Below are 19,190 nucleotides of genomic sequence, written 5' to 3'. Positions count from 1 at the left end.
CCGTGACGAAATGACGGGCGATTCCGCTTGACCTTTGGGTCTGCACTCTGTTGAACCCTGCGGGTGTCTTTCACTGCTCAAGGTGGCTGTCCCCGATGGACGATCAGAACAAGAACCTTATCCTCGCAACCGCGCTCAGCTTTCTCGTGATCCTGGTCTGGTTCGTGCTGTTCCCCCCTCCGGAACAAACGATAACGCCGGATCAGGCTGAAATAACCAGCGTCGAAGGCAGGGAGGTTCAGACGCCCAGCACAGCCGATACCAGCACTGTCGGAGAGGCAACCGCGGCAGCTGCCGAAGCTGAACCCGAGGCCGAAGCGCCCCGCATCAATATCGACACGCCTCGCCTGACCGGTAGCCTGTCCCTTGCTGGCGGTCGGATCGACGAGCTGTCTTTGAAAGACTACAAGGTCTCACTGGCCGAGGATTCTCCGATTGTCGAGCTGTTGTCGCCGGTCGGGTCGCAATCCGCCTATTACGCCCTCTATGGTTGGGCCCCCGGCGCGGGCCTGACCGGTACAGACGTACCCGGACCAAATACCATCTGGATGCTTGAGCAGGGTGAAACCCTGGGTGTTGACACACCTGTGACACTGGCCTGGGAAAACGGCAATGGACTGACATTCCGCCGCACCATTGCGGTTGACGAGAACTATATGTTCACGGTCACGCAATCTGTCGAAAACGCCACCGGAACCGAAGTTGGACTGGCACCTTATGGCATTCTTGCGCGCCACGGCATTGGCGAAGACGGCGACCTGCCGGACCTGAAAAACTTCTTCATTCTGCATGAAGGTGTGATCGGTATGGCCGACGGCACTCTGACCGAAGTGGATTATGGCGACGTTCGTGATTTCGATATCGATCCGGACGAACGCGCGCAGGCCGAGGTATTCCAGGTCAAGGAAAACGGCTGGATCGGGTTCACCGATCATTTCTGGATGACCACGCTGATCCCGGAACCCGGTTCTGCTTTCAAGGCGGCTGCCAAATACGACTCGCGTCGCAAGATTTACCAGACAGAAACGGTACTTCCGACGCTGACCGTGGCACCGGGAACAACCGAGCAGGTGACAACGCAGCTGTTTGCTGGCGCAAAGGAATGGGAGACCATCCGCGAATACCAGGCTGACGGTGTGCAGAAATTCATCGACAGTATCGACTGGGGCTGGTTCTTCTTCCTGACCAAGCCGATTTTCTGGCTGCTGCACAACATTCATGCGCTGATCGGCAACATGGGTTGGTCCATTATTGGCCTGACGCTGATCATCAAGGCAATCCTGTTCCCGCTGGCCTTCAAGTCCTACGTCTCGATGGCGAAGATGAAGGAACTGCAACCGCAGATGGAAGCCCTGAAAGAAGCCGCGGGCGACGACCGCCAGAAGATGCAGCAGGGCATGATGGAGCTGTACAAGAAGGAAAAGGTGAACCCCGCTGCCGGTTGTTTGCCAATCCTGTTGCAGATCCCGATCTTCTTCTCGCTGTACAAGGTGATTTTCGTCACAATCGAACTGCGTCAAGCACCGTGGTTTGGCCCCTTCCAGGACCTGAGCGCACCTGACCCGACCTCAATCATGAACCTCTTTGGCTTGCTGCCCTGGGCCGGCCCGCAACCGGATACCCTGATGGCGCTGATCTTTATCGGTATTCTGCCGCTGCTGCTGGGGATCTCGATGTGGCTGCAACAGAAACTTAACCCGGCACCAACCGATGCCACACAAGCGATGATCTTCGCGTGGATGCCCTGGGTCTTCATGTTCATGCTGGGCGGCTTTGCCAGCGGTCTGGTCGTGTACTGGATTGCGAACAACACGATCACCTTTACCCAACAGTATCTGATCATGCGCAGTCAGGGCTATTCGCCGGACGTATTCGGAAACATCAAATCCGGATTTAAGCGATTGCCGAACACGGACAAGAAATGAGCGGAACTGTTTCAGGCCTTTGGCGTCACCCGATCAAAAGCCATGGGCGTGAAGCCCTGAGCCTGATTACCCTCAACCCCGGGCAGACCATGCCCGGGGATCGCGTTTGGGCGGTTGCCCATGAAGCGACCAAGACCGACGGAACAGAATGGGCCCCGTGTGTGAATTTCAGCCGCGGTTCAAAAGCTCCCAAGCTGATGGCAATTTGGGCGAAACTGGACGGCGACCAGGTCACTTTGCACCACCCGGACCGCCCGGATCTGAGCTTTCACCCCGACACGGAGCAATCGGTTTTCCTGGATTGGGTAAAGCCGCTTATGCCTATAGACCGCGCTGCGTCTGCCCGAATTGTCCGGGTGCCCGGGCGCGGCATGACCGATACCGATTTCCCGTCAATCAGCCTGTGCAACATGGCCTCTCATCGCGCTGTTGAACAAAAGCTGGGCCAGTCTTTGTCTGCGGCGCGGTGGCGCGGAAACATCTGGTTCGAAGGCCTGCCTGAGTGGGATGAATTTGACTGGCTGGGCCGTGACCTTCGCATTGGCGAAACCGTACTCCGGGTTCGCGAGCGTATCACCCGCTGTCTGGCCACGACCGCAAATCCGGAAACCGGCGAACGCGACGCGGATACTTTGGGCGCGCTGAACAGCTGGGATCATCAGGATTTCGGTGTTTATGCAGAAGTTGTTCAGGGTGGTGAAATCCGTCTGAATGATACGCTGGAGTTGCTATGACCACGCTTCCGTTTCCGCTGGCTGAAGAGCCGGATGACTTCGCCAAAGAACGCGGTCGCAAACTGTTTGCCGGCCCGTCTGAATTTATCAAAGGCGTGGTCGCCATGACGGGCCTGCCCGCCCCTGACCGGTTAGAGGTTTGCTTTGCCGGACGCTCGAATGTCGGCAAATCCAGCCTGATCAACGCGCTAACCGGAACCAAGGGTCTGGCGCGAGCCTCGAACACACCTGGCCGCACGCAAGAAATCAACTTCTTCACGCAAGGCCCCGACCTCTATCTGGTGGACCTGCCGGGCTATGGGTATGCGAATGCACCGGTTAACGTGGTGGAAAAATGGCAGAAGCTTCTCAAGCAATACCTGAGCGGTCGTCAGACACTGCGCCGTGCCTTTGTCCTGATCGACGCACGACACGGGGTAAAACCGGTCGACGCTGAAATCATGAAATTGCTGGATACCAGTGCCGTGACCTTTCAATGCGTTCTCACCAAGGCTGACAAGGTCAAGGCCAACGAGCGCGAAAAGGTTCTGGAGCAAACCCGCGCGGCCTTGTCCAAACATCCCGCAGCATTCCCGGAAATCGTCCTGACTTCGTCCGAAAAAGGCGACGGGATTCCGACCCTGCGCTCGATCATTGCACATCTGGAATAGCTTCGCCCTTGGCAGCGCGGTGCAAAGGCCCTAACACGGACGGTCAGAGGGACCTTAGCAATGAAGACACGTGACATGAACCGGGACTGGATCGCCACCGCAGCAACCCTGAACAGCGCATTGCCCTATCTGCAGCGCTATGATGGAGCCATCGTCGTCATCAAGCTGGGCGGGCACGCCATGGGCAGTGACGAGGCGATGGAGAGCTTTGCGCGCGATGTCGTCTTGATGCGTCAGGTCGGCGTGAACCCCGTCGTTGTGCATGGCGGTGGTCCGATGATCAACGCGATGCTGGACAAGCTGAATATCCAGTCCGACTTTGTGAACGGCAAGCGCGTGACTGACACGGCAACCGTCGAAGTTGTCGAGATGGTTCTGTCTGGCCTGGTGAACAAGCGCATCGTTCAGGCGATCAATGGTCAGGGCGGTTCGGCCGTGGGTTTGTCGGGCAAGGATGCAAACCTGATGATCTGCGACCAGACGGATGCGTCGCTGGGTTATGTCGGCACCCCTGCCGAGATGAACCCGAAAATCCTGTATGATCTGTTCTCACATGATGTGATCCCGGTAATCGCCCCGCTGGGTGCGGGCCGTGAGGGTGAAACGTTCAACGTGAACGGCGATACGGCAGCCGGGGCGATTGCCTCGGCATTGAAAGCTGACCGCCTTCTGCTGCTGACTGATGTCTCGGGCGTCAAGAACGCGGCTGGTGAAGTGGTGACCGAGCTGAAAGCCGGCCAGATCCGCGAGATGACCCGCGAAGGCACCATCGCAGGCGGCATGATCCCCAAGACCGAAACTGCCCTGGACGCCCTGCGCAGCGGCGTTCGGGCCGTCGTGATACTTGACGGGCGTGCGCCAAATGCGGTTCTGCTTGAACTGTTCACAGAACATGGCGCCGGGTCTCTGATACGGCCAGACTGATCACTGCAACAGCCGAGGGAAGATGACAGATCTCGCGCGACCTTCCTCTGGCCCGGATGCGGGAACTTATGGCCGCGTTGAACACGCGGCGCGTCAGGCGGGGTTGATTGTCATGGGCGCGCTGCATCCCCATCGCGTGGCAGCCCGGCAACTCGACACAGGCACGCTGATCTTGCTGGGCGCGGGTTCTGATTTTTGGCCTGCTCTGAAAGCCTCGCCCGAATGGCGGGGGCCTGATCCAGTAGACCGCTGGTCAACCAGAGTCGTCGGCCAGATGGCACATACGTTCGGTGCACAGGCCTATTTCCCCTTTGGTGATCCACCCTATGCGCCTTTCATCGACTGGGCCCTGAAATCGGGACGCACCTTCAGCAGCCCGGTGGGGGCCTTGGTACATGACACGGTCGGCATGATGATCTCATATCGCGGCGCACTGCATTTCGCCCATGAGCTTACCATCCCTGAGGCGCCCGGCGTTTCCCCCTGTGACACCTGCGCCGCCCCGTGCACGACAGCTTGCCCTGTCGGCGCACTGAACGCGCAAAACTTCTATGACCTTGTTGCCTGCCACGACCATCTTGAAACTGCTGAGGGTCAGACCTGCATGACAGGCGGCTGTCTGGCCCGTCTCGCCTGCCCGCTCAGCGTGGGCGCAGGGCGCAACCCCGAACAATCAGCCCATCATATGAAGGCTTTTCATCCGTCATGACCCGCACCCTGATCCTGACGCGACACGCAAAATCCAGCTGGGATAACCCAGGACTTGCCGATCATGAACGCCCCCTGAACAAGCGCGGGCGCAGGTCGGCCCCGGCCATTGGTGCATGGCTGCGCGAAAACGGCTGGATGCCGGATGAAGTGCTCAGCTCGACGTCTAACCGCACCCGCGAGACATGGGATGGAATGGGGTTAAAGGCCGATAAGGTCCGCTTTCACAAAGCGCTCTACCACGCCGACGCAGAAGACATGTTGCGTGAATTGGCAGGCGCTACGGAACCCGTAATATTGATGCTGGGCCATAACCCCGGCATCGCCGAGTTCGCCAGCCAACTTGTGCGACAGTCGCCGGATCACATGCGCTTTTTAGACTATCCGACTTGTGCAACAACTGTGATGACATTTGACGCCGACAGCTGGTCGGACGTGCGCTGGCATACGGGCACTGTGCTGGGTTTCACCACCGCGCGTGAGTTGCTGGAATAGAAAAAGGCGGGACAAAACCCCGCCTTTCCACCATCTTGAAACGTTCAGTGTCCCAGAATCTGGCTGAGGAACAGTTTGGTCCGCTCACTTTGCGGGTTGTTGAAGAACTCTTCCGGTTCGTTCTGTTCCACGATCTGGCCCGCATCCATGAAGATCACGCGGTTGGCAACCTGACGGGCAAAGCCCATCTCGTGCGTCACGCACAGCATGGTCATGCCTTCCTCGGCCAGTTCGATCATGGTGTCGAGCACCTCTTTGATCATCTCCGGGTCCAACGCCGACGTCGGTTCGTCGAACAACATGATCCGCGGCATCATGCACAGTGAGCGGGCGATCGCCACACGCTGCTGCTGACCACCCGAAAGCTGACCAGGATACTTGTCGGCCTGCTCGGGGATTTTCACCTTCTCCAGGAAATGCATCGCGCGCTCTTCGGCCTCTTTCTTGGGCGTCTTGCGCACCCAGATCGGCGCCAGCGTGCAGTTCTCCAGAATGGTCAGGTGCGGGAACAGGTTGAAGTGCTGGAACACCATGCCAACCTCGGACCGGATCTTGTCGATGTTCTTGAGGTCATTCGACAACTCGGTCCCATCCACGATGATCGTGCCCTGCTGGTGTTCCTCCAGCGCGTTCAGGCAGCGGATTAGGGTGGATTTCCCCGATCCAGACGGGCCCGCGATAACAATCCGCTCGCCTTGGTTGACGGTCAGATTGATGTCGCGCAGCACGTGAAAGGACCCGTACCACTTGTTCATGTTGGTGATTTCGATGGCAACCTCGTCGCTCACCTGCATTTTGGAACGGTCGATTTCGCGGTCAATTGCAAGTTCAGACATGTGTTGAACTCCTTAACGATGATCCGTGGCAAGGCGACGCTCGAGCCACTGAGAATATTGAGAGATGCCGTAGCAGACGACGAAGAACAGAAGCGCGGCAAAGCCCAGAAGCTCCCAATAGACGCCGTTCCACTCGGTCGACGCCAGGATGGGTCCCCTGATCATACCCACCAGATCGAACATCGAAATGACCGAAACCAGTGTGGTGTCCTTGAACAGGCCAACGGCCACATTCACGATACCAGGGATCGAGATCTTCAGAGCCTGCGGCAGGATGATCAGACGCATCGCCTGAGGGTAATCCAGACCAAGGCTGTCTGCTGCCTCATACTGTCCACGTGGAAGCGCTGCCAAACCGCCGCGGATCACCTCGGCGATATAGGCGGCCGAGAACATTGTGATCATGATCACAACGCGCAGGAACAGATCAACTGTGCTTTCAGGTGGGAAGAAGTACGACAGCATCACCGAAGCCACGAACAGCAGCGTGATCAGAGGCACGCCACGGATGAATTCGATGAAGATGACGCTAACCCACTTGATCAGCGGCATGTCGGACTGACGGCCCAGCGCAAGGGCGATGCCAAGCGGAACTGACAGCGACACACAGGTGACTCCCAGCATCATGTTCAGCATGAAGCCACCCAGATCACGGCTGGGAACGGCGGAGAGCATTGCGTTCTCTGACGCCCCTTCAGGGATCAGCGCCCCACCGATCTTCCAGACGACAAGCGCGACGATGATGGCGCCAAAGAAACCTGCCGCAAAGCTGTTCTTGCCGAATTTCTGGAACACGGCACCACCGGCCACGCAACCCAGCAGAGCCGCAAACGGAACTAGAATGGTACCACCCCAGATCAGCCAGAACGCAATGAACGGGTAGAGCGCTGTGAAGATAAGCATCTTGCGCGGCAGGTCGAAGAACAGCACCGGCGCAAATGCCACCAGCATCAGCACAAAGGCCAGATTCGGGCGCCAGTATTCTTCGGCCGGGTACTTGAAGCCGTAGATCAGTTGCGGCCAACGTTCGGTCAGGACGGCGAAACAGGCACCAGTCTTTCCTGCCAGAATTTCGCGGCATTCCGCCAGCGAGTTCGCATTCCAAACTCCATTCAGAATCCACGGTAGCGTGTTATTCAAAATGAGGTAGATCAGGATCAGCGAGATCACCGTCAGGATCGTGTTGGCCACACCCGAGAACAAGTTCTCGCGCATCCACTTGGCCACACCGACCTCGTTTGCCGGGGGCGGTGAGGGGGGGATTGTGCCTTCGGCCACGAAGGCGATCGAATTCGTCGTTTGATCACTCATGGCTCAGCGCTCCTTCAACTTGACGGATGCGTTGTAGATGTTCATCACCGTCGAAATCAGCAGCGAGGCTGTCAGGTAGAACAGCATCAGCAGCAAAACACATTCGATTGCACGACCTGTCTGGTTAAGCGTGATACCACCCAGCGTTGCGGTGATATCCGCATAGCCCACGGCAATCGCCAGAGACGAGTTTTTGGTGATGTTCAGGTACTGCGAGATCAGTGGCGGGATAATCACCCGCAACGCCTGCGGCAGGACCACGAGGTTCATGATCCGTCCAGGGCGAAGACCCAGCGCCGCGGCAGCCTCGGTCTGACCTTTGTTGATCGCTTGAATACCCGCACGTACGTTTTCGGCAATGAAGGCACCGGTGTAAATCGACAGGGCGAACCACAATGCGATTAGTGGTGCACCGATTTGAAGACCCCCGCGCAGATTAAAACGGTTGGCCAAAGGATCAGGCAGGTCCCATGACAGTCCCAACAAAAACAGAACAACGATAACCGGCAAGAACCAAATCGCAGCGTTCAACAGCAAGGTGTTCGGTCTGACGCCTGTTTCCTCTTGCTTGATCTGGGCGTTTTTTTTCACTAACCGCGTAGAGAAATAGGACGCGACCAATACTGCAATTACAAGCAACCAGTTCGCAACGCCGCCAAAACCACCTGTAAAGTAGGGAAGCGGTACGTAAATTCCCCGGTTGGTGAAGGCAAAGAGTCCGAGCACCATTTCACGATCGGCATCCTCACCCAAATAGGCCCTTGGTGCGGGCATCGTAGCGGTGATGATGAAGAAGATGATAAGGATCCAGATCAGAACCGGAATATTCCGGAAGATCTCGACATAAAACGCCATCAGCTTTGAGATTAGCCAGTTGTTGGACAAACGCAGAACCCCCGCGAGAACACCAAAGATGGTCGCGGTTATGCAAGCCAGAAAGGCGACCAGCAGCGTATTAAGAATACCCACAATCGCCGCCCGCCCATGAGAGGCCTGGCTGTCATATTCAATGAGGCGTTGGTTGATATCGTACCCAGACGGATCGCCAAGGAATGAATAGGAAATGTTAAGGCCAGCGGCCCTGAGGTTCTGGATCAGGTTGTTGCCCAGATACCAGATGCTAAGCGCAATAACGATTGCCGCAATCACCTGAAATGTCATCGAGCGATAGCGGGTATCGTTTATGAGCATCGACAGCCGAAAATCAGCTTTCGGCGGGTCAGTCATAGTCGACATATTTTGGAATCCCCGTGGCTTGCGGACTTTGTTTTTGTGGCGAGGTTGTCCTCGCTCTGCGTCCGTTCGCGTAAGTTTTAGTGAAAAAGGGCGCAGGTTGCCCTGCGCCCTTTTCCGTCGATATTAGCGGAACGGCGGCGAGTACAGCAGGCCACCTTCGGTCCACTGTGCGTTCAGGCCACGTGCCAGACCGATCGGAGTTTCTTCACCGATGTTCTTGGCAAACACTTCGCCATAGTTGCCGCCGGCTTTGATCGCCTTGGCTGCCCAGTCAGCGTTCAGACCCAGCATCTCGCCCAAGGTGCCTTCGGTACCCAGCAGGCGGTTGATTTCAGGGTTTTCGGTGCCAGCGGCCAGTTCATCGATATTGGCCGAGGTTACGCCCAGCTCTTCAGCCGAGATCAGCGCGTTCAGAGTCCAGCGCACAACGTCGCCCCACTCGTGGTCGCCGTGACGGACCAGCGGGCCCAGCGGCTCTTTCGAGATGATTTCGGGCAGCAGGATGTGATCACCGGGGTTTTCGAATGTGGCGCGGGTTGCCGCCAGACCCGAAGCGTCGGTGGTGTAAACGTCACATGCGCCAGCCAGATACTGCTGCTGTGCTTCGGCGTTGGTTTCGATCGGAACCGGTTCGTAGCTGATGTTGTTCGAACGGAAGAAGTCCGCCAAGTTCAGCTCGGTTGTGGTGCCGGTCTGGATGCAAACGGTTGCGCCGTCCAGTTCCTTGGCCGAGCTTACGCCCAGTGCCTTGGGAACCATAAAGCCCTGACCGTCATAGTAGTTCACGCCAGTGAATTCGAACTTCAGGTCGACGTCGCGGCTGAAGGTCCAGGTGGTGTTACGCGCCAGCATGTCGATCTCGCCCGAAGCCAGAGCGGTAAAACGTGTCTTACCAGTGGTCGGAACGAATTCTACCGCGCTTGCGTCGCCCAGAACAGCAGCAGCAACGGCGCGGCACAGCGATACGTCAAAGCCCTGCCATTCGCCATTGGCATCGGGAGCAGCAAAGCCAACCAGACCGGTGGTCACGCCACAGTTCAGCTTGCCGCGCGCTTTAACGTCGTCAACGGTCCCTGCCACGGCTGCGCCAGCAGCAAGACCGGCAATCGTTGCCGCGCCCAAGATTACGGATTTTTTCATTTTTACCTCTTCCTGATTTCCCGCCCCATCAGAGGCGGCTCTGCCCGGCAAGTGGATGCCGGATAGGTTACTCCAAAGGTGTCTCCCCTTTAGTGGCACTGAGTTTGGGCGTATTCATAAACAAACGTCAAGGGTCGGATCATCGAAAACGATGGATCAGACCCCAACCAATTTGAACATTTGGCCAAAAATCGGAAAATAAGGATCAAACCGACATATCAAAGAAGCGTTTAGCATGCAGAAACGCGGCTTTCTTCGTTTCGGCGACCACATGGGCCTCGTCATCGTGACCCCATTGTTCGACCTGCCAGGTTTCGTCCAGCCGCGAAATGTGCCAAATTTCGGCTGGTTCGCGCCAATCCATGGCCGCCGCAAACCCGAGAATCAATGACCCCGACAAGCTGACCAGATCGTGGAACGCCGCCAGTTGAAACGCATCCAGCGCGTGGACGCGAGCACGCAGCGCCGACAGGGCAGCATCAGATTGCGGCTTGTGCAGCACACCGATAACTGGCTGCAAGCGAGCAGACAGCGCGGCCTCGGCCCAGTCCAGCGCCGGGTCCCATTCGGCGCTTTGACGTTCCTGCAACTCTGACGGGTGTGTCGCCCGATAACATAGCAGGTCGGAATCGCCATAATCCGCAAGCATATCGGCAACTTCCCCGTGCTGGGACCGAACCTTGTCGATTGCCGCATTCGCCGAACGGGTGCATGGCATTGTCGACGGATCTACCTCTTTCTGCTGGGCATCCCATTCTGCCGCAACCGCTTCGGCCATGGCGCGGGTCGGCAGGATCAACGCCGCTTTGGCAGGGGTCTTGACGCGGCGGCCATCTAGTTCAACCGTAAACCCGCCGTCGACCTCGGTGATCCGGCTTTCTTTCCAGAAGCGTTTCGGTTTCCAGTCGCTCATGTTTCAGTTCCATATCCCGGCCAGCGCATTGGGCAACTGGTCAAAGGTCTCAATCACGCAGGTGGCCGAGGTCAAAGCAGACCGATCATGGTACCCCCATGCCACGCCGATGCCGCGCACTCCGGCAGCGGCAGCCATGTCCATGTCATAGCTTGTATCGCCGACCATCACCGCGCAGTCGGGTTCGACACCCGTCTCGGCCAACGCGGACTGCACCATGGATGGGTGCGGTTTCGACGGATGGTGGTCGGCAACCTGCCGGGTGACGAAGTAGGGCTCAAGCCCATGCACTTCGATCAACGCATCAAGACCGCGCTGGGATTTGCCGGTTGCCACCCCAAGAAGCACTTCGGGCACGGCGTGCAAGGCTTCAATCGCCTCTCTTGCACCGGGATAGAGCGGAGAGCTGGCCGCGCCCAAATCCAAGCGATGCGCGTGATAGGCTTCCTTATACCCTTCAACGAGATCGTTCTGGACCAAGGAAGATTGGTCCGGCACCAACCGTGCGATGGCATGTGGCAGGGACAGCCCGACGATGGACAGGATCACCTCTCGCGTCGGTACAGGTACCGAAGCGGCCTGAAAGCTGGTGGTCATGGCGTGAACGATACTGCCCTGACTGTCGACCAGAGTGCCATCTACATCAAACAGAACCAACCGCAGGGGTGCGCTCATTGCAGCGCCTCAAACGGGTCGTCGGCGGCCAGATCCTCGGTCCAGCCGAAGGTGTCCCAGCTGTGTTTCATATGTTCCGGCAAGGGCGCTGTCACGATCACAGGTTTGCGCGTTATCGGATGCAGGAATGACAGTCGCCGCGCGTGCAGATGCAGCTTTTTGCTGATGATCCCACCCAGTTGCGCGCCCCAGCCATCACCCAGGTTTTCCTGCCCCGAGCCACCGTATTTGCCGTCGCCGATGATCGGATGCCCGATCGCTGCCATATGCGCGCGCAGTTGGTGGGTGCGGCCCGTGATTGGCTCCATCGCGACCCAAGCGGCGCGCCCGGCCACACGGTAGAGGGTCGCATAATGTGTATGTGCCCGTTTCGCACCGGGGGTGCTGTCGATCTCGTTCATATGGACGGGGATCATCTTTTCACCCTCGCCGTGCGCGCCATGACCAGCTGCTTTCACAAGACCCGTCTTGATTTCACCCAGATATGGCGTGGGAACACCTGCAACCAGCGCCCAGTAAATCTTGCGTGTATCGCGGTGACGGAAAGCGGCTGTCAGCCCCTTTGCGGCTCCGCGCGTGCGGGCCAGCAGCAGAACACCTGACGTGTCTTTGTCCAGGCGATGAACCAGACGCGGGTTTTCGTCATACCCAAACCGCAACGCCTCGGACAGGCTGTCGACATGCCGGGTCTGCCCGCTGCCGCCCTGAACCGGCAGGCCCTGCGGCTTGTTCAGGGCCAGAATGTGATCATCACGGTAGATCACGCAGGACTGGATCATCTTGGCATCCGCATCCGAGATACGATGCTTGACCTCAACCGGTTTGTGATCTGGCCCCGGCAACGGCGGCACACGAACCACCTGCCCGACCTCCAATCGGGTCGAGGCCTTGGCCCGGCTGCCATCCACGCGCAGTTCCCCCTTGCGGCACATCTTTTCGATGCGGCCCTGGCTGACATGCGGGAACAGGCGGCGAAACCAGCGGTCCACACGCTGATCGCCGTCCCCTTCAGCGACTGTAATCATCTGTACGCCACTCATGCCATTGCCCCTTGCGCCGCGCGGGTGATCCGCCCGGATTGCGTCTTTGTCCGTATCCCAGAAATCATGGGGGTCTCTCGCGCGCAACGCGGCAAGAGTCAAGGTATCAGACAGGAACCTTTGGCGTTCGAGGGGGCTCAGCGCCGCCCGCCACTTCTCGGCACGATCAGTGCATTCCCAGCCAGCCTAGCTGTTGCGCTGAGTCCGAAGCTTGGCGAAGTAATCGAGGCGCTTTTTCAGCTCACGCTCGAACCCGCGTTCGACCGGTTGATACAGAACCGGGCGTTTCATCGTTTCGGGGAAATAGTTCTGACCGGAAAACCCGTCTTCGGCGTCATGGTCATACGCGTAGCCGGCACCATATCCCTGATCCTTCATCAGTGATGTGGGGGCATTCAGGATATGTTTGGGCGGTGGCTCGCTTCCCGATTGCTTGGCCAGCCGCATCGCTGCCTTATAGCCGACATAGGCGCCGTTGGATTTCGGGGCCAGGGCCAGATAGACCAGCGCCTGCGCCAGCGCCAGCTCACCTTCGGGGGAACCGAGCCGCTCATACGTTTCCCAGGATTGCAGGCATATGGCCTGCGCCTGCGGGTCGGCCAGACCGATATCCTCGACCGCCATCCGTGTGATCCGACGCGCCAGATAGCGCGGGTCTTCGCCCCCTGTCAGCATTCGCGCGAACCAGTACAGCGCCGCGTCCGGGTCGGACCCGCGTACCGATTTGTGCAGGGCTGAAATCAGGTTGTAATGTTCATCGCCCGACTTGTCATATTTCGCCGCCCGCCGCATCAGACGCGTCGACAGCGCGTCCGTGTCCAACGGCGCATCAACCTTCCAAGCCGAAACCTGTTCGATCAGGTTCAACAACGCCCGTCCGTCCCCATCGGCCATTTCCTGCAACGCATCGCGGGCTGCGGGTGTCAACGGCAACGCGCGGCCCAGCTCTTTTTCGGCACGCTGGGTCAGGCGTTCAAGATCGGAAAGGCCAAGCCGTTCCAGCACCAGAACCTGCGACCGGCTGAGAACAGCGGCGTTCAGCTCAAAGGACGGGTTCTCGGTCGTTGCCCCGACAAGAAGGATCGTGCCGTCCTCCATATGCGGCAGAAAACCGTCCTGCTGTGCCTTGTTGAAGCGGTGAATCTCGTCCACGAACAGCAAGGTCCCCTGCCCATTCTGACGCCTGATCTTGGCCGCTTCGAAAACCTTCTTCAAATCCGGCACACCGGTGAAAATCGCACTGATCTGAACGAAATGCAGATCGGTTTCCTGCGCCAGCAACCGTGCGATCGTCGTCTTTCCGACACCGGGCGGCCCCCAGAAGATCAAGCTGGACAGACTGCCCGACGCCAGCATGACCCCCAGCGGCGCATTCGGGCCAAGAACCTGTTCCTGACCGATGACCTCGGCAAGAGTCTGCGGGCGCAACCGGTCCGCCAGGGGACGGTGTGGCGCAGCGGTGGGTTCCGTTGGCCCGGTATCGAACAGATCGCTCACGGGTTACAGCCGGAACCGCAATGAGACTGACCGGCCACCGCGCAGAAGACCCATCTGCACACGACGACCCGGATCTGTCAGCGCATTCTCTACATCCCCAGGACGTTCGATGTCATTGGAATTGATGCTTTCAAGAATATCCCCCGATCGCAAACCCGCGCGTCCACCATAGGGACCGGGATCAACAACAACGACACCTGTCTGGGACAGTGGCAAGCCCATATCAGAGATCACCGCAGGGTTGACGCGGGACACCACCAGCCCCGGCAGGACAGTGTCTTCATCCAATGTCGTCTCTTCAGCCGCCGGGACTTCGGGCGCTTTGATCAGTGCCACCTCAACCTCTTCGCTCTGGGTGCCACGCAGCCGTGTCAGAACCGATGTTCCCCCAACCCCTGCGACAGACATGCGAAACTTCATCTCGGCAGGTGAGTTCACTTCGTCCCCGTCCACATGGGTCACGACATCCCCCACCTTAAGCCCCGCCTCGCGCAGCGGGCTAAGGTCATGCAGGTCCGAGATGACAACACCCAGTGGGATGGCAAGACCAAGGGATTCAGCAATATCCGCGCTCATATGCTGACCGGTCATGCCTGCCCAAGGGCTGACAAAACTGTCATTGCCCTGCTGTGCCTGTTTCAGGAACTCGGCCACAAGATTTGCGGGGATGGCAAAACCGATGCCATTCGACCCGCCCGAGCGTGTCAGAATAGACGTGTTGATCCCGATCAGGTCCCCGTTCATATCAATCAGCGCACCGCCGGAATTCCCCGGATTGATCGCTGCATCTGTCTGAATGAAATACCCGCGCGCATTGCCCGTCGCCGTACCTGTACGCGCCAAGCCCGAGATGATGCCAGAGGACACCGTCTGCCCCACCCCGAACGGGTTGCCGATGGCAAGGGCCAGTTCGCCAACCTCGACCTGATCGGAATCGCGCAGGGTCAGGTAGGGCAGATCTTGCGCCTCTTCCAGACGCAGGATCGCAATATCGCTTTCTTCGTGCCCCAGTACGACCGTGGCAGAAAACTCGCGCCGATCGGTTGTCACGACCCTGATCTCGGTCGCCGAGCCTACAACATGGTAGTTGGACACAACGTAACCATCTTCAGACAGGATGACCCCGGAGCCCAGCGAATTCTGAACCCGCGGCTGCGGTGTTCCCAGGCTGCCGCCGAAGAAATCCCGAAAGAACGGGTCCGAATAAAACGGGCTGGCCCGCCCCTGCCGCACGATCTTGGCGTAGATATTCACCACCGCAGGCGAGGCCTTTTTGACCACCGGAGCAAAGCCCAGAGAGATTTCGGACTGTGATTGCGGGACGCGGGTTTCGGCAAATGCTGGCAGGGCCATGACAAGCATAAGAGAAATAATGGATGCGCGGATCATGGGGGCTCCGGATTAGATCATCCTTGGGATATGCGGGGCAAAGGCGATAAATGCAAGCCGCGCGCTCAGCTTCGGCGGCGCAGGAACTTGAGCCCGGACCAATCGGCGTCACCCGCGCAAACCTGCACGTCGACCCAGCCCAGCGGCAGGATTTCACTGCGCAGCATATCCTCGGTCACACCTGCGTGCAGTGGCGAAGATTTCTTGGCCCAGGACACCCACAGCATTCCTCCGGGCCGTATGTGGGCGATTTGCTCAGCGGCCATTTCGGCGATCTGGTTCGGGTGGTTCAGGAACATGTGAACCGCATCCGCGAGATCGGCTACGGGGTCGAACAGAACACCGTCGGCACCCGCTGTCAGGTTTGCATAATGGGCAAGGGCGTTGAGCGTACGGACCATGTATCCGGGTTTGAATCCCAGTTTCGCCCAGAGCGGTTTGCCCGAGTATCCTGCTGTGGGTTCACTTGCCATAACAGCCTGAACTTATGGCGCAAATCGAATGAAGGCAATTGGTTGGCTGAGGCACAAAAAAGCCCGCCCGATTGCTCGGGCAGGCGCATCAGGTCGATGACCGTCGTGCTTATTCTTCGGCTGCGGCCTCTTCGGCGGCAGCGCGGGCTTTGTCCGCGGCGCCTTTGGCATCGATGTCGCGATCGACGAATTCGATGATCGCCATCGGAGCCATGTCACCATAGCGGAATCCGGCTTTCAGGATGCGGACATAACCGCCCTGACGCTCAGCATAGCGGGGGCCCAGAACTTCGAACAGCTTGGCGACGTCTTTGTCTTCTTTCAGCTGTGCTGCGGCCTGACGGCGGGCGTGCAGGTCGCCGCGCTTGCCCAGGGTGATCAGCTTTTCGATGATCGGGCGCAGTTCTTTTGCCTTGGGCAGAGTTGTCTTGATCTGCTCATGTTCGATGAGCGAGCCAGCCATGTTTGCAAACAGAGCCTTGCGGTGCTCATGAGTACGGTTCAGGCGGCGGTAACCACGTGCGTGACGCATTTTTCAATTCCTTCTTTCGCGTTTTGCTTTGTCCGGCCTCCGATGCGTGTCAGAGGCTCACCTTGGGGCGGGATTGCCCGGATTGTACGTTTTGTACCGGCTTTCAGACCCCATTGGTCCGAAATGTACAAAACCTGCGACGGCAGGTTGGACCCGCCGCCGCAGCCGAAGATGCTTAGAACGCGTCTTCGAATTTCTTTGCCAGATCTTCGATGTTGTCGGGCGGCCAATCCTCGACATCCATGCCGAGGTGCAGACCCATGCCGGACAGCACTTCCTTGATCTCGTTCAGCGACTTGCGGCCGAAGTTCGGGGTGCGCAGCATCTCGGCTTCGGTCTTCTGGATCAGGTCGCCGATATAGACGATGTTGTCGTTCTTAAGGCAGTTTGCCGAACGGACCGACAGTTCCAGCTCGTCCACTTTCTTCAGCAGCAGCGGGTTGAACTCCAGACCATCGTCTTCGTCCTGACGGTTTGCCGATTCCGGCTCGTCGAAGTTGACGAAGATCGACAACTGATCCTGCAGGATGCGCGCGGCGTAGGCCAGTGCGTCATCGGGAGTGATCGAACCGTCGGTATCGATCTTCAGGGTCAGCTTGTCATAGTCCAGAACCTGACCTTCGCGGGTCGGCTGCACGTCATAGGCGACTTTCTTGACCGGCGAATAGATCGCGTCGATCGGGATCAGGCCGATGGGCGCATCTTCCGGCTTGTTCTTTTCGGCCGAAACGTAACCCTTACCGGTGTTGACGGTCAGCTCCATGAACAGGTCGGCGCCGTCGTCCAGGTGACAGATGACGTGATCGCGGTTCAGAACCTCGATACCTGCGCTTTCGCTGATGTCACCTGCGGTAACTATTGCCGGACCTTTGGCATTGATCGACAGGCGCTTGGGGCCTTCGACTTCCATGCGCAGGGCAACCTGCTTGAGGTTCAGGATGATGTCGGTGACGTCTTCGCGCACGCCCGCAACCGAGGAGAACTCGTGCAGGACGTTGTCGATCTGGACGCTGGTGATGGCCGCGCCTTGCAGCGAGCTCATCAGAACGCGACGCAGGGCGTTGCCCAGGGTCAGACCAAAACCACGCTCCAGCGGTTCGGCAACCAGAGTCGCCTGACGCGCAGGGTCGTTGCCCGGCTTGGCTTCCAGCTGGGTCGGCTTGATCAATTCTGCCCAATTCTTGTGGATCATGTAATCCCTCCATTCCTGCCCGCGCCCCATGACCAACAAGGTGCAGACGCCCGAGGTTCAAAATGACGTGCTGGGGCCGTGTAAAAACACAGCCCCAGCTTAATTTCAGATCGCTTAGACGCGACGACGCTTCGGCGGACGGCAGCCGTTGTGAGCAATCGGGGTCACGTCACGGATCGACGTGATGTTGAAGCCCACGGCAGCCAGTGCGCGCAGAGCCGATTCACGACCCGAACCGGGGCCCTGAACTTCGACTTCCAGCGTCTTGACGCCATGTTCCTGCGCTTTCTTGCCTGCGTCTTCCGCAGCCATCTGCGCGGCATACGGGGTAGATTTCCGCGATCCCTTGAAGCCCATGGTACCGGCAGACGACCACGAGATGGCGTTGCCCTGTACGTCCGAGATCAGGATCTTGGTGTTGTTGAAGGTCGAGTTCACATGGGCAACGCCCGATGCGATGTTCTTGCGCTCTTTGCGCTTGATGCGAGTCTTATCGCGTGCCATCGGTCAGACCCTCCCTTATTTCTTCTTACCGGCAATGGCCTTTGCGGGGCCTTTGCGGGTACGAGCGTTGGTGTGGGTACGCTGACCGCGAACCGGCAGGTTGCGGCGGTGACGCAGACCGCGATAGCAGCCCAGGTCCATCAGACGCTTGACGTTCATCTGAACTTCGCGACGCAGGTCACCTTCGACGGTGTAGTTGGCGTCGATATGTTCGCGGATGGCCAGAACTTCGGCATCCGACAGTTCATTGACGCGGCGGTGCGCTTCAATGCCCACGGCTTCGCAGATCGCGTTGGCCGAGGTGTTGCCGATACCGGTGATATATGTAAGGGCGATTGGAACCCGCTTTGCAGTCGGGATGTTTACGCCGGCAATACGTGCCACGTGTCACTTTCCTTTTTGTTGCGGTTCCGTAACTCCGGAACCTTTTTTCACAACACTTTACCGTGGCAGTGACGCCAGAGGGTCCAGTATTATTCGAGGTGGTCGGGGCAATTGGGACGAATCCCGCATGCGGTCTTGATTCCCTTTAGGGATGGGGGTCGATATGGGCTTTTGGCGCTGGCGTCAAGTCCGAAACGAGGACCATCAATCTCGATGGTAATTACAGAGAACTCAAAAGCCTAGATATCGCGAACTTTGGAGCAGTTAAGACCACTTATCAACGCTGATGTTTGACCCTGGATCGTGAGCGATGCTCAATCCCATTCGTTGAAACTCATACTGAATAGCTAAAATCTGGTTTTGCAAAGCATCACGCTTACGACGGATGTCCCACGTGATCAAAGCAGGTAGACCAAATACAGTAAGGAGGTAAAACAGAGACACGCTGATATGCTGCAAAATGTACTCTGCCAAGAACAGCCACAATGCAACGATGGGTAATCCAAGCAAGAACCATCGCTTCGTAGACTTTATGAAAAGGCTGCGCCCCTCTTCCAAAAGATCTCTATAAAGATCAATCTTTGGCTCCAATTCAGGAGGCACAGCTGCGTTTCGATAAATCATACGAAGTC

At 58.1% G+C, this 19,190-nt stretch carries 21 protein-coding genes; 6 read left to right on the top strand and 15 right to left on the bottom strand.

What is annotated here, in order from left to right; all coding sequences use genetic code 11:
- The first annotated feature begins 95 nt into the window (after positions 1-95).
- From yidC to AC2FLZ_RS13090, 6 genes are read left to right on the top strand one after another with little or no spacing between them, the layout of a single operon-like run.
- On the top strand, positions 96-1,925 hold the full coding sequence (gene yidC / locus AC2FLZ_RS13115; protein WP_480520355.1) for a membrane protein insertase YidC: 1,830 nt from the start codon (positions 96-98) through the stop codon (positions 1,923-1,925).
- The gene (locus tag AC2FLZ_RS13110; protein WP_480474028.1) at positions 1,922-2,659 is read left to right on the top strand and encodes an MOSC domain-containing protein; all 738 of its coding nucleotides are present in this window, start codon (positions 1,922-1,924) and stop codon (positions 2,657-2,659) included. Before yidC ends, AC2FLZ_RS13110 begins: the two co-directional genes overlap by 4 nt.
- Entirely contained in the window at positions 2,656-3,309 is a 654-nt protein-coding gene (gene yihA, locus AC2FLZ_RS13105) for a ribosome biogenesis GTP-binding protein YihA/YsxC (protein ID WP_480474029.1), read from the top strand. Before AC2FLZ_RS13110 ends, yihA begins: the two co-directional genes overlap by 4 nt.
- A gap of 60 nt (positions 3,310-3,369) precedes the next feature.
- The gene (argB, locus tag AC2FLZ_RS13100; RefSeq protein ID WP_496882252.1) at positions 3,370-4,233 is read left to right on the top strand and encodes an acetylglutamate kinase; all 864 of its coding nucleotides are present in this window, start codon (positions 3,370-3,372) and stop codon (positions 4,231-4,233) included.
- Positions 4,234-4,255: 22 nt separating this feature from the next.
- Positions 4,256-4,942, top strand: coding sequence for a ferredoxin (locus AC2FLZ_RS13095; protein ID WP_496715454.1), 687 nt, complete (start codon positions 4,256-4,258; stop codon positions 4,940-4,942).
- Complete coding sequence (locus tag AC2FLZ_RS13090) at positions 4,939-5,436, top strand: SixA phosphatase family protein (protein WP_480520349.1); 498 nt, start codon at positions 4,939-4,941, stop codon at positions 5,434-5,436. The genes AC2FLZ_RS13095 and AC2FLZ_RS13090 overlap by 4 nt, the downstream gene beginning before the upstream one ends.
- Before the next feature lie 44 nt (positions 5,437-5,480).
- Here the strand turns inward: AC2FLZ_RS13090 and AC2FLZ_RS13085 are convergent, their stop codons facing one another.
- The 15 genes from AC2FLZ_RS13085 to AC2FLZ_RS13015 all read right to left on the bottom strand — a co-directional run bounded on the left by AC2FLZ_RS13085 (position 5,481) and on the right by AC2FLZ_RS13015 (position 19,182).
- Positions 5,481-6,272, bottom strand: a complete 792-nt coding sequence (locus AC2FLZ_RS13085; protein ID WP_480484762.1) for an amino acid ABC transporter ATP-binding protein — start codon at positions 6,270-6,272, stop codon at positions 5,481-5,483.
- 12 nt (positions 6,273-6,284) lie between these two features.
- Positions 6,285-7,583, bottom strand: coding sequence for an amino acid ABC transporter permease (locus AC2FLZ_RS13080; protein ID WP_480607394.1), 1,299 nt, complete (start codon positions 7,581-7,583; stop codon positions 6,285-6,287).
- A 3-nt stretch (positions 7,584-7,586) separates the two neighbouring features.
- Positions 7,587-8,819, bottom strand: coding sequence for an amino acid ABC transporter permease (locus AC2FLZ_RS13075; protein WP_480624202.1), 1,233 nt, complete (start codon positions 8,817-8,819; stop codon positions 7,587-7,589).
- Between the two features lie 123 nt (positions 8,820-8,942).
- Positions 8,943-9,959: an amino acid ABC transporter substrate-binding protein gene (locus AC2FLZ_RS13070; RefSeq protein WP_480474036.1), complete on the bottom strand. Its 1,017-nt coding sequence runs from the start codon at positions 9,957-9,959 to the stop codon at positions 8,943-8,945.
- Between the two features lie 205 nt (positions 9,960-10,164).
- Positions 10,165-10,872 carry an ATP12 family chaperone protein gene (locus AC2FLZ_RS13065; RefSeq protein WP_480520347.1) on the bottom strand — a complete coding sequence of 236 codons (708 nt, stop codon included), beginning with the start codon at positions 10,870-10,872 and terminating at the stop codon, positions 10,165-10,167.
- Between the two features lie 3 nt (positions 10,873-10,875).
- Positions 10,876-11,547, bottom strand: coding sequence for an HAD-IA family hydrolase (locus AC2FLZ_RS13060; RefSeq protein WP_496882251.1), 672 nt, complete (start codon positions 11,545-11,547; stop codon positions 10,876-10,878).
- On the bottom strand, positions 11,544-12,587 hold the full coding sequence (locus AC2FLZ_RS13055) for an RluA family pseudouridine synthase (RefSeq protein WP_496882250.1): 1,044 nt from the start codon (positions 12,585-12,587) through the stop codon (positions 11,544-11,546). Before AC2FLZ_RS13055 ends, AC2FLZ_RS13060 begins: the two co-directional genes overlap by 4 nt.
- 186 nt (positions 12,588-12,773) lie before the next feature.
- Positions 12,774-14,084: a replication-associated recombination protein A gene (locus AC2FLZ_RS13050; RefSeq protein ID WP_480554832.1), complete on the bottom strand. Its 1,311-nt coding sequence runs from the start codon at positions 14,082-14,084 to the stop codon at positions 12,774-12,776.
- Positions 14,085-14,087: 3 nt separating this feature from the next.
- Complete coding sequence (locus tag AC2FLZ_RS13045) at positions 14,088-15,473, bottom strand: trypsin-like peptidase domain-containing protein (RefSeq protein ID WP_480496029.1); 1,386 nt, start codon at positions 15,471-15,473, stop codon at positions 14,088-14,090.
- A 65-nt stretch (positions 15,474-15,538) separates the two neighbouring features.
- On the bottom strand, positions 15,539-15,946 hold the full coding sequence (locus AC2FLZ_RS13040; protein ID WP_480554834.1) for a hypothetical protein: 408 nt from the start codon (positions 15,944-15,946) through the stop codon (positions 15,539-15,541).
- Positions 15,947-16,055: 109 nt separating this feature from the next.
- Positions 16,056-16,478 (bottom strand): 50S ribosomal protein L17, encoded by a 423-nt coding sequence (rplQ, locus tag AC2FLZ_RS13035; RefSeq protein ID WP_480474043.1) that lies wholly within the window; start codon positions 16,476-16,478, stop codon positions 16,056-16,058.
- Between the two features lie 175 nt (positions 16,479-16,653).
- The gene (locus AC2FLZ_RS13030; RefSeq protein WP_480474044.1) at positions 16,654-17,670 is read right to left on the bottom strand and encodes a DNA-directed RNA polymerase subunit alpha; all 1,017 of its coding nucleotides are present in this window, start codon (positions 17,668-17,670) and stop codon (positions 16,654-16,656) included.
- A 114-nt stretch (positions 17,671-17,784) separates the two neighbouring features.
- The gene (rpsK, locus tag AC2FLZ_RS13025; protein WP_170462414.1) at positions 17,785-18,174 is read right to left on the bottom strand and encodes a 30S ribosomal protein S11; all 390 of its coding nucleotides are present in this window, start codon (positions 18,172-18,174) and stop codon (positions 17,785-17,787) included.
- Between the two features lie 15 nt (positions 18,175-18,189).
- Complete coding sequence (gene rpsM / locus AC2FLZ_RS13020; protein ID WP_209505862.1) at positions 18,190-18,558, bottom strand: 30S ribosomal protein S13; 369 nt, start codon at positions 18,556-18,558, stop codon at positions 18,190-18,192.
- 264 nt (positions 18,559-18,822) lie between these two features.
- The gene (locus AC2FLZ_RS13015) at positions 18,823-19,182 is read right to left on the bottom strand and encodes a hypothetical protein (protein WP_480901035.1); all 360 of its coding nucleotides are present in this window, start codon (positions 19,180-19,182) and stop codon (positions 18,823-18,825) included.
- Positions 19,183-19,190: the final 8 nt, after the last annotated feature.

It is taken from the genome of Ruegeria sp. YKSF131 (genome assembly GCF_059612645.1).
The sequence above is the reverse complement of the archived record's forward strand: the minus strand, read 5'-3'. Positions and strand labels throughout refer to the sequence as shown.

What these genes read in the sequence shown, in the direction of transcription:
- yidC (WP_480520355.1), top strand. Translation starts at nt 96, where the DNA reads ATGGACGATCAGAACAAGAACCTTATCCTCGCAACCGCGCTCAGCTTT.
- AC2FLZ_RS13110 (WP_480474028.1), top strand. Translation starts at nt 1,922, where the DNA reads ATGAGCGGAACTGTTTCAGGCCTTTGGCGTCACCCGATCAAAAGCCAT.
- yihA (WP_480474029.1), top strand. Translation starts at nt 2,656, where the DNA reads ATGACCACGCTTCCGTTTCCGCTGGCTGAAGAGCCGGATGACTTCGCC.
- argB (WP_496882252.1), top strand. Translation starts at nt 3,370, where the DNA reads ATGAAGACACGTGACATGAACCGGGACTGGATCGCCACCGCAGCAACC.
- AC2FLZ_RS13095 (WP_496715454.1), top strand. Translation starts at nt 4,256, where the DNA reads ATGACAGATCTCGCGCGACCTTCCTCTGGCCCGGATGCGGGAACTTAT.
- AC2FLZ_RS13090 (WP_480520349.1), top strand. Translation starts at nt 4,939, where the DNA reads ATGACCCGCACCCTGATCCTGACGCGACACGCAAAATCCAGCTGGGAT.
- AC2FLZ_RS13085 (WP_480484762.1), bottom strand. Translation starts at nt 6,272, where the DNA reads ATGTCTGAACTTGCAATTGACCGCGAAATCGACCGTTCCAAAATGCAG.
- AC2FLZ_RS13080 (WP_480607394.1), bottom strand. Translation starts at nt 7,583, where the DNA reads ATGAGTGATCAAACGACGAATTCGATCGCCTTCGTGGCCGAAGGCACA.
- AC2FLZ_RS13075 (WP_480624202.1), bottom strand. Translation starts at nt 8,819, where the DNA reads ATGTCGACTATGACTGACCCGCCGAAAGCTGATTTTCGGCTGTCGATG.
- AC2FLZ_RS13070 (WP_480474036.1), bottom strand. Translation starts at nt 9,959, where the DNA reads ATGAAAAAATCCGTAATCTTGGGCGCGGCAACGATTGCCGGTCTTGCT.
- AC2FLZ_RS13065 (WP_480520347.1), bottom strand. Translation starts at nt 10,872, where the DNA reads ATGAGCGACTGGAAACCGAAACGCTTCTGGAAAGAAAGCCGGATCACC.
- AC2FLZ_RS13060 (WP_496882251.1), bottom strand. Translation starts at nt 11,547, where the DNA reads ATGAGCGCACCCCTGCGGTTGGTTCTGTTTGATGTAGATGGCACTCTG.
- AC2FLZ_RS13055 (WP_496882250.1), bottom strand. Translation starts at nt 12,587, where the DNA reads ATGAGTGGCGTACAGATGATTACAGTCGCTGAAGGGGACGGCGATCAG.
- AC2FLZ_RS13045 (WP_480496029.1), bottom strand. Translation starts at nt 15,473, where the DNA reads ATGATCCGCGCATCCATTATTTCTCTTATGCTTGTCATGGCCCTGCCA.
- AC2FLZ_RS13040 (WP_480554834.1), bottom strand. Translation starts at nt 15,946, where the DNA reads ATGGCAAGTGAACCCACAGCAGGATACTCGGGCAAACCGCTCTGGGCG.
- rplQ (WP_480474043.1), bottom strand. Translation starts at nt 16,478, where the DNA reads ATGCGTCACGCACGTGGTTACCGCCGCCTGAACCGTACTCATGAGCAC.
- AC2FLZ_RS13030 (WP_480474044.1), bottom strand. Translation starts at nt 17,670, where the DNA reads ATGATCCACAAGAATTGGGCAGAATTGATCAAGCCGACCCAGCTGGAA.
- rpsK (WP_170462414.1), bottom strand. Translation starts at nt 18,174, where the DNA reads ATGGCACGCGATAAGACTCGCATCAAGCGCAAAGAGCGCAAGAACATC.
- AC2FLZ_RS13015 (WP_480901035.1), bottom strand. Translation starts at nt 19,182, where the DNA reads ATGATTTATCGAAACGCAGCTGTGCCTCCTGAATTGGAGCCAAAGATT.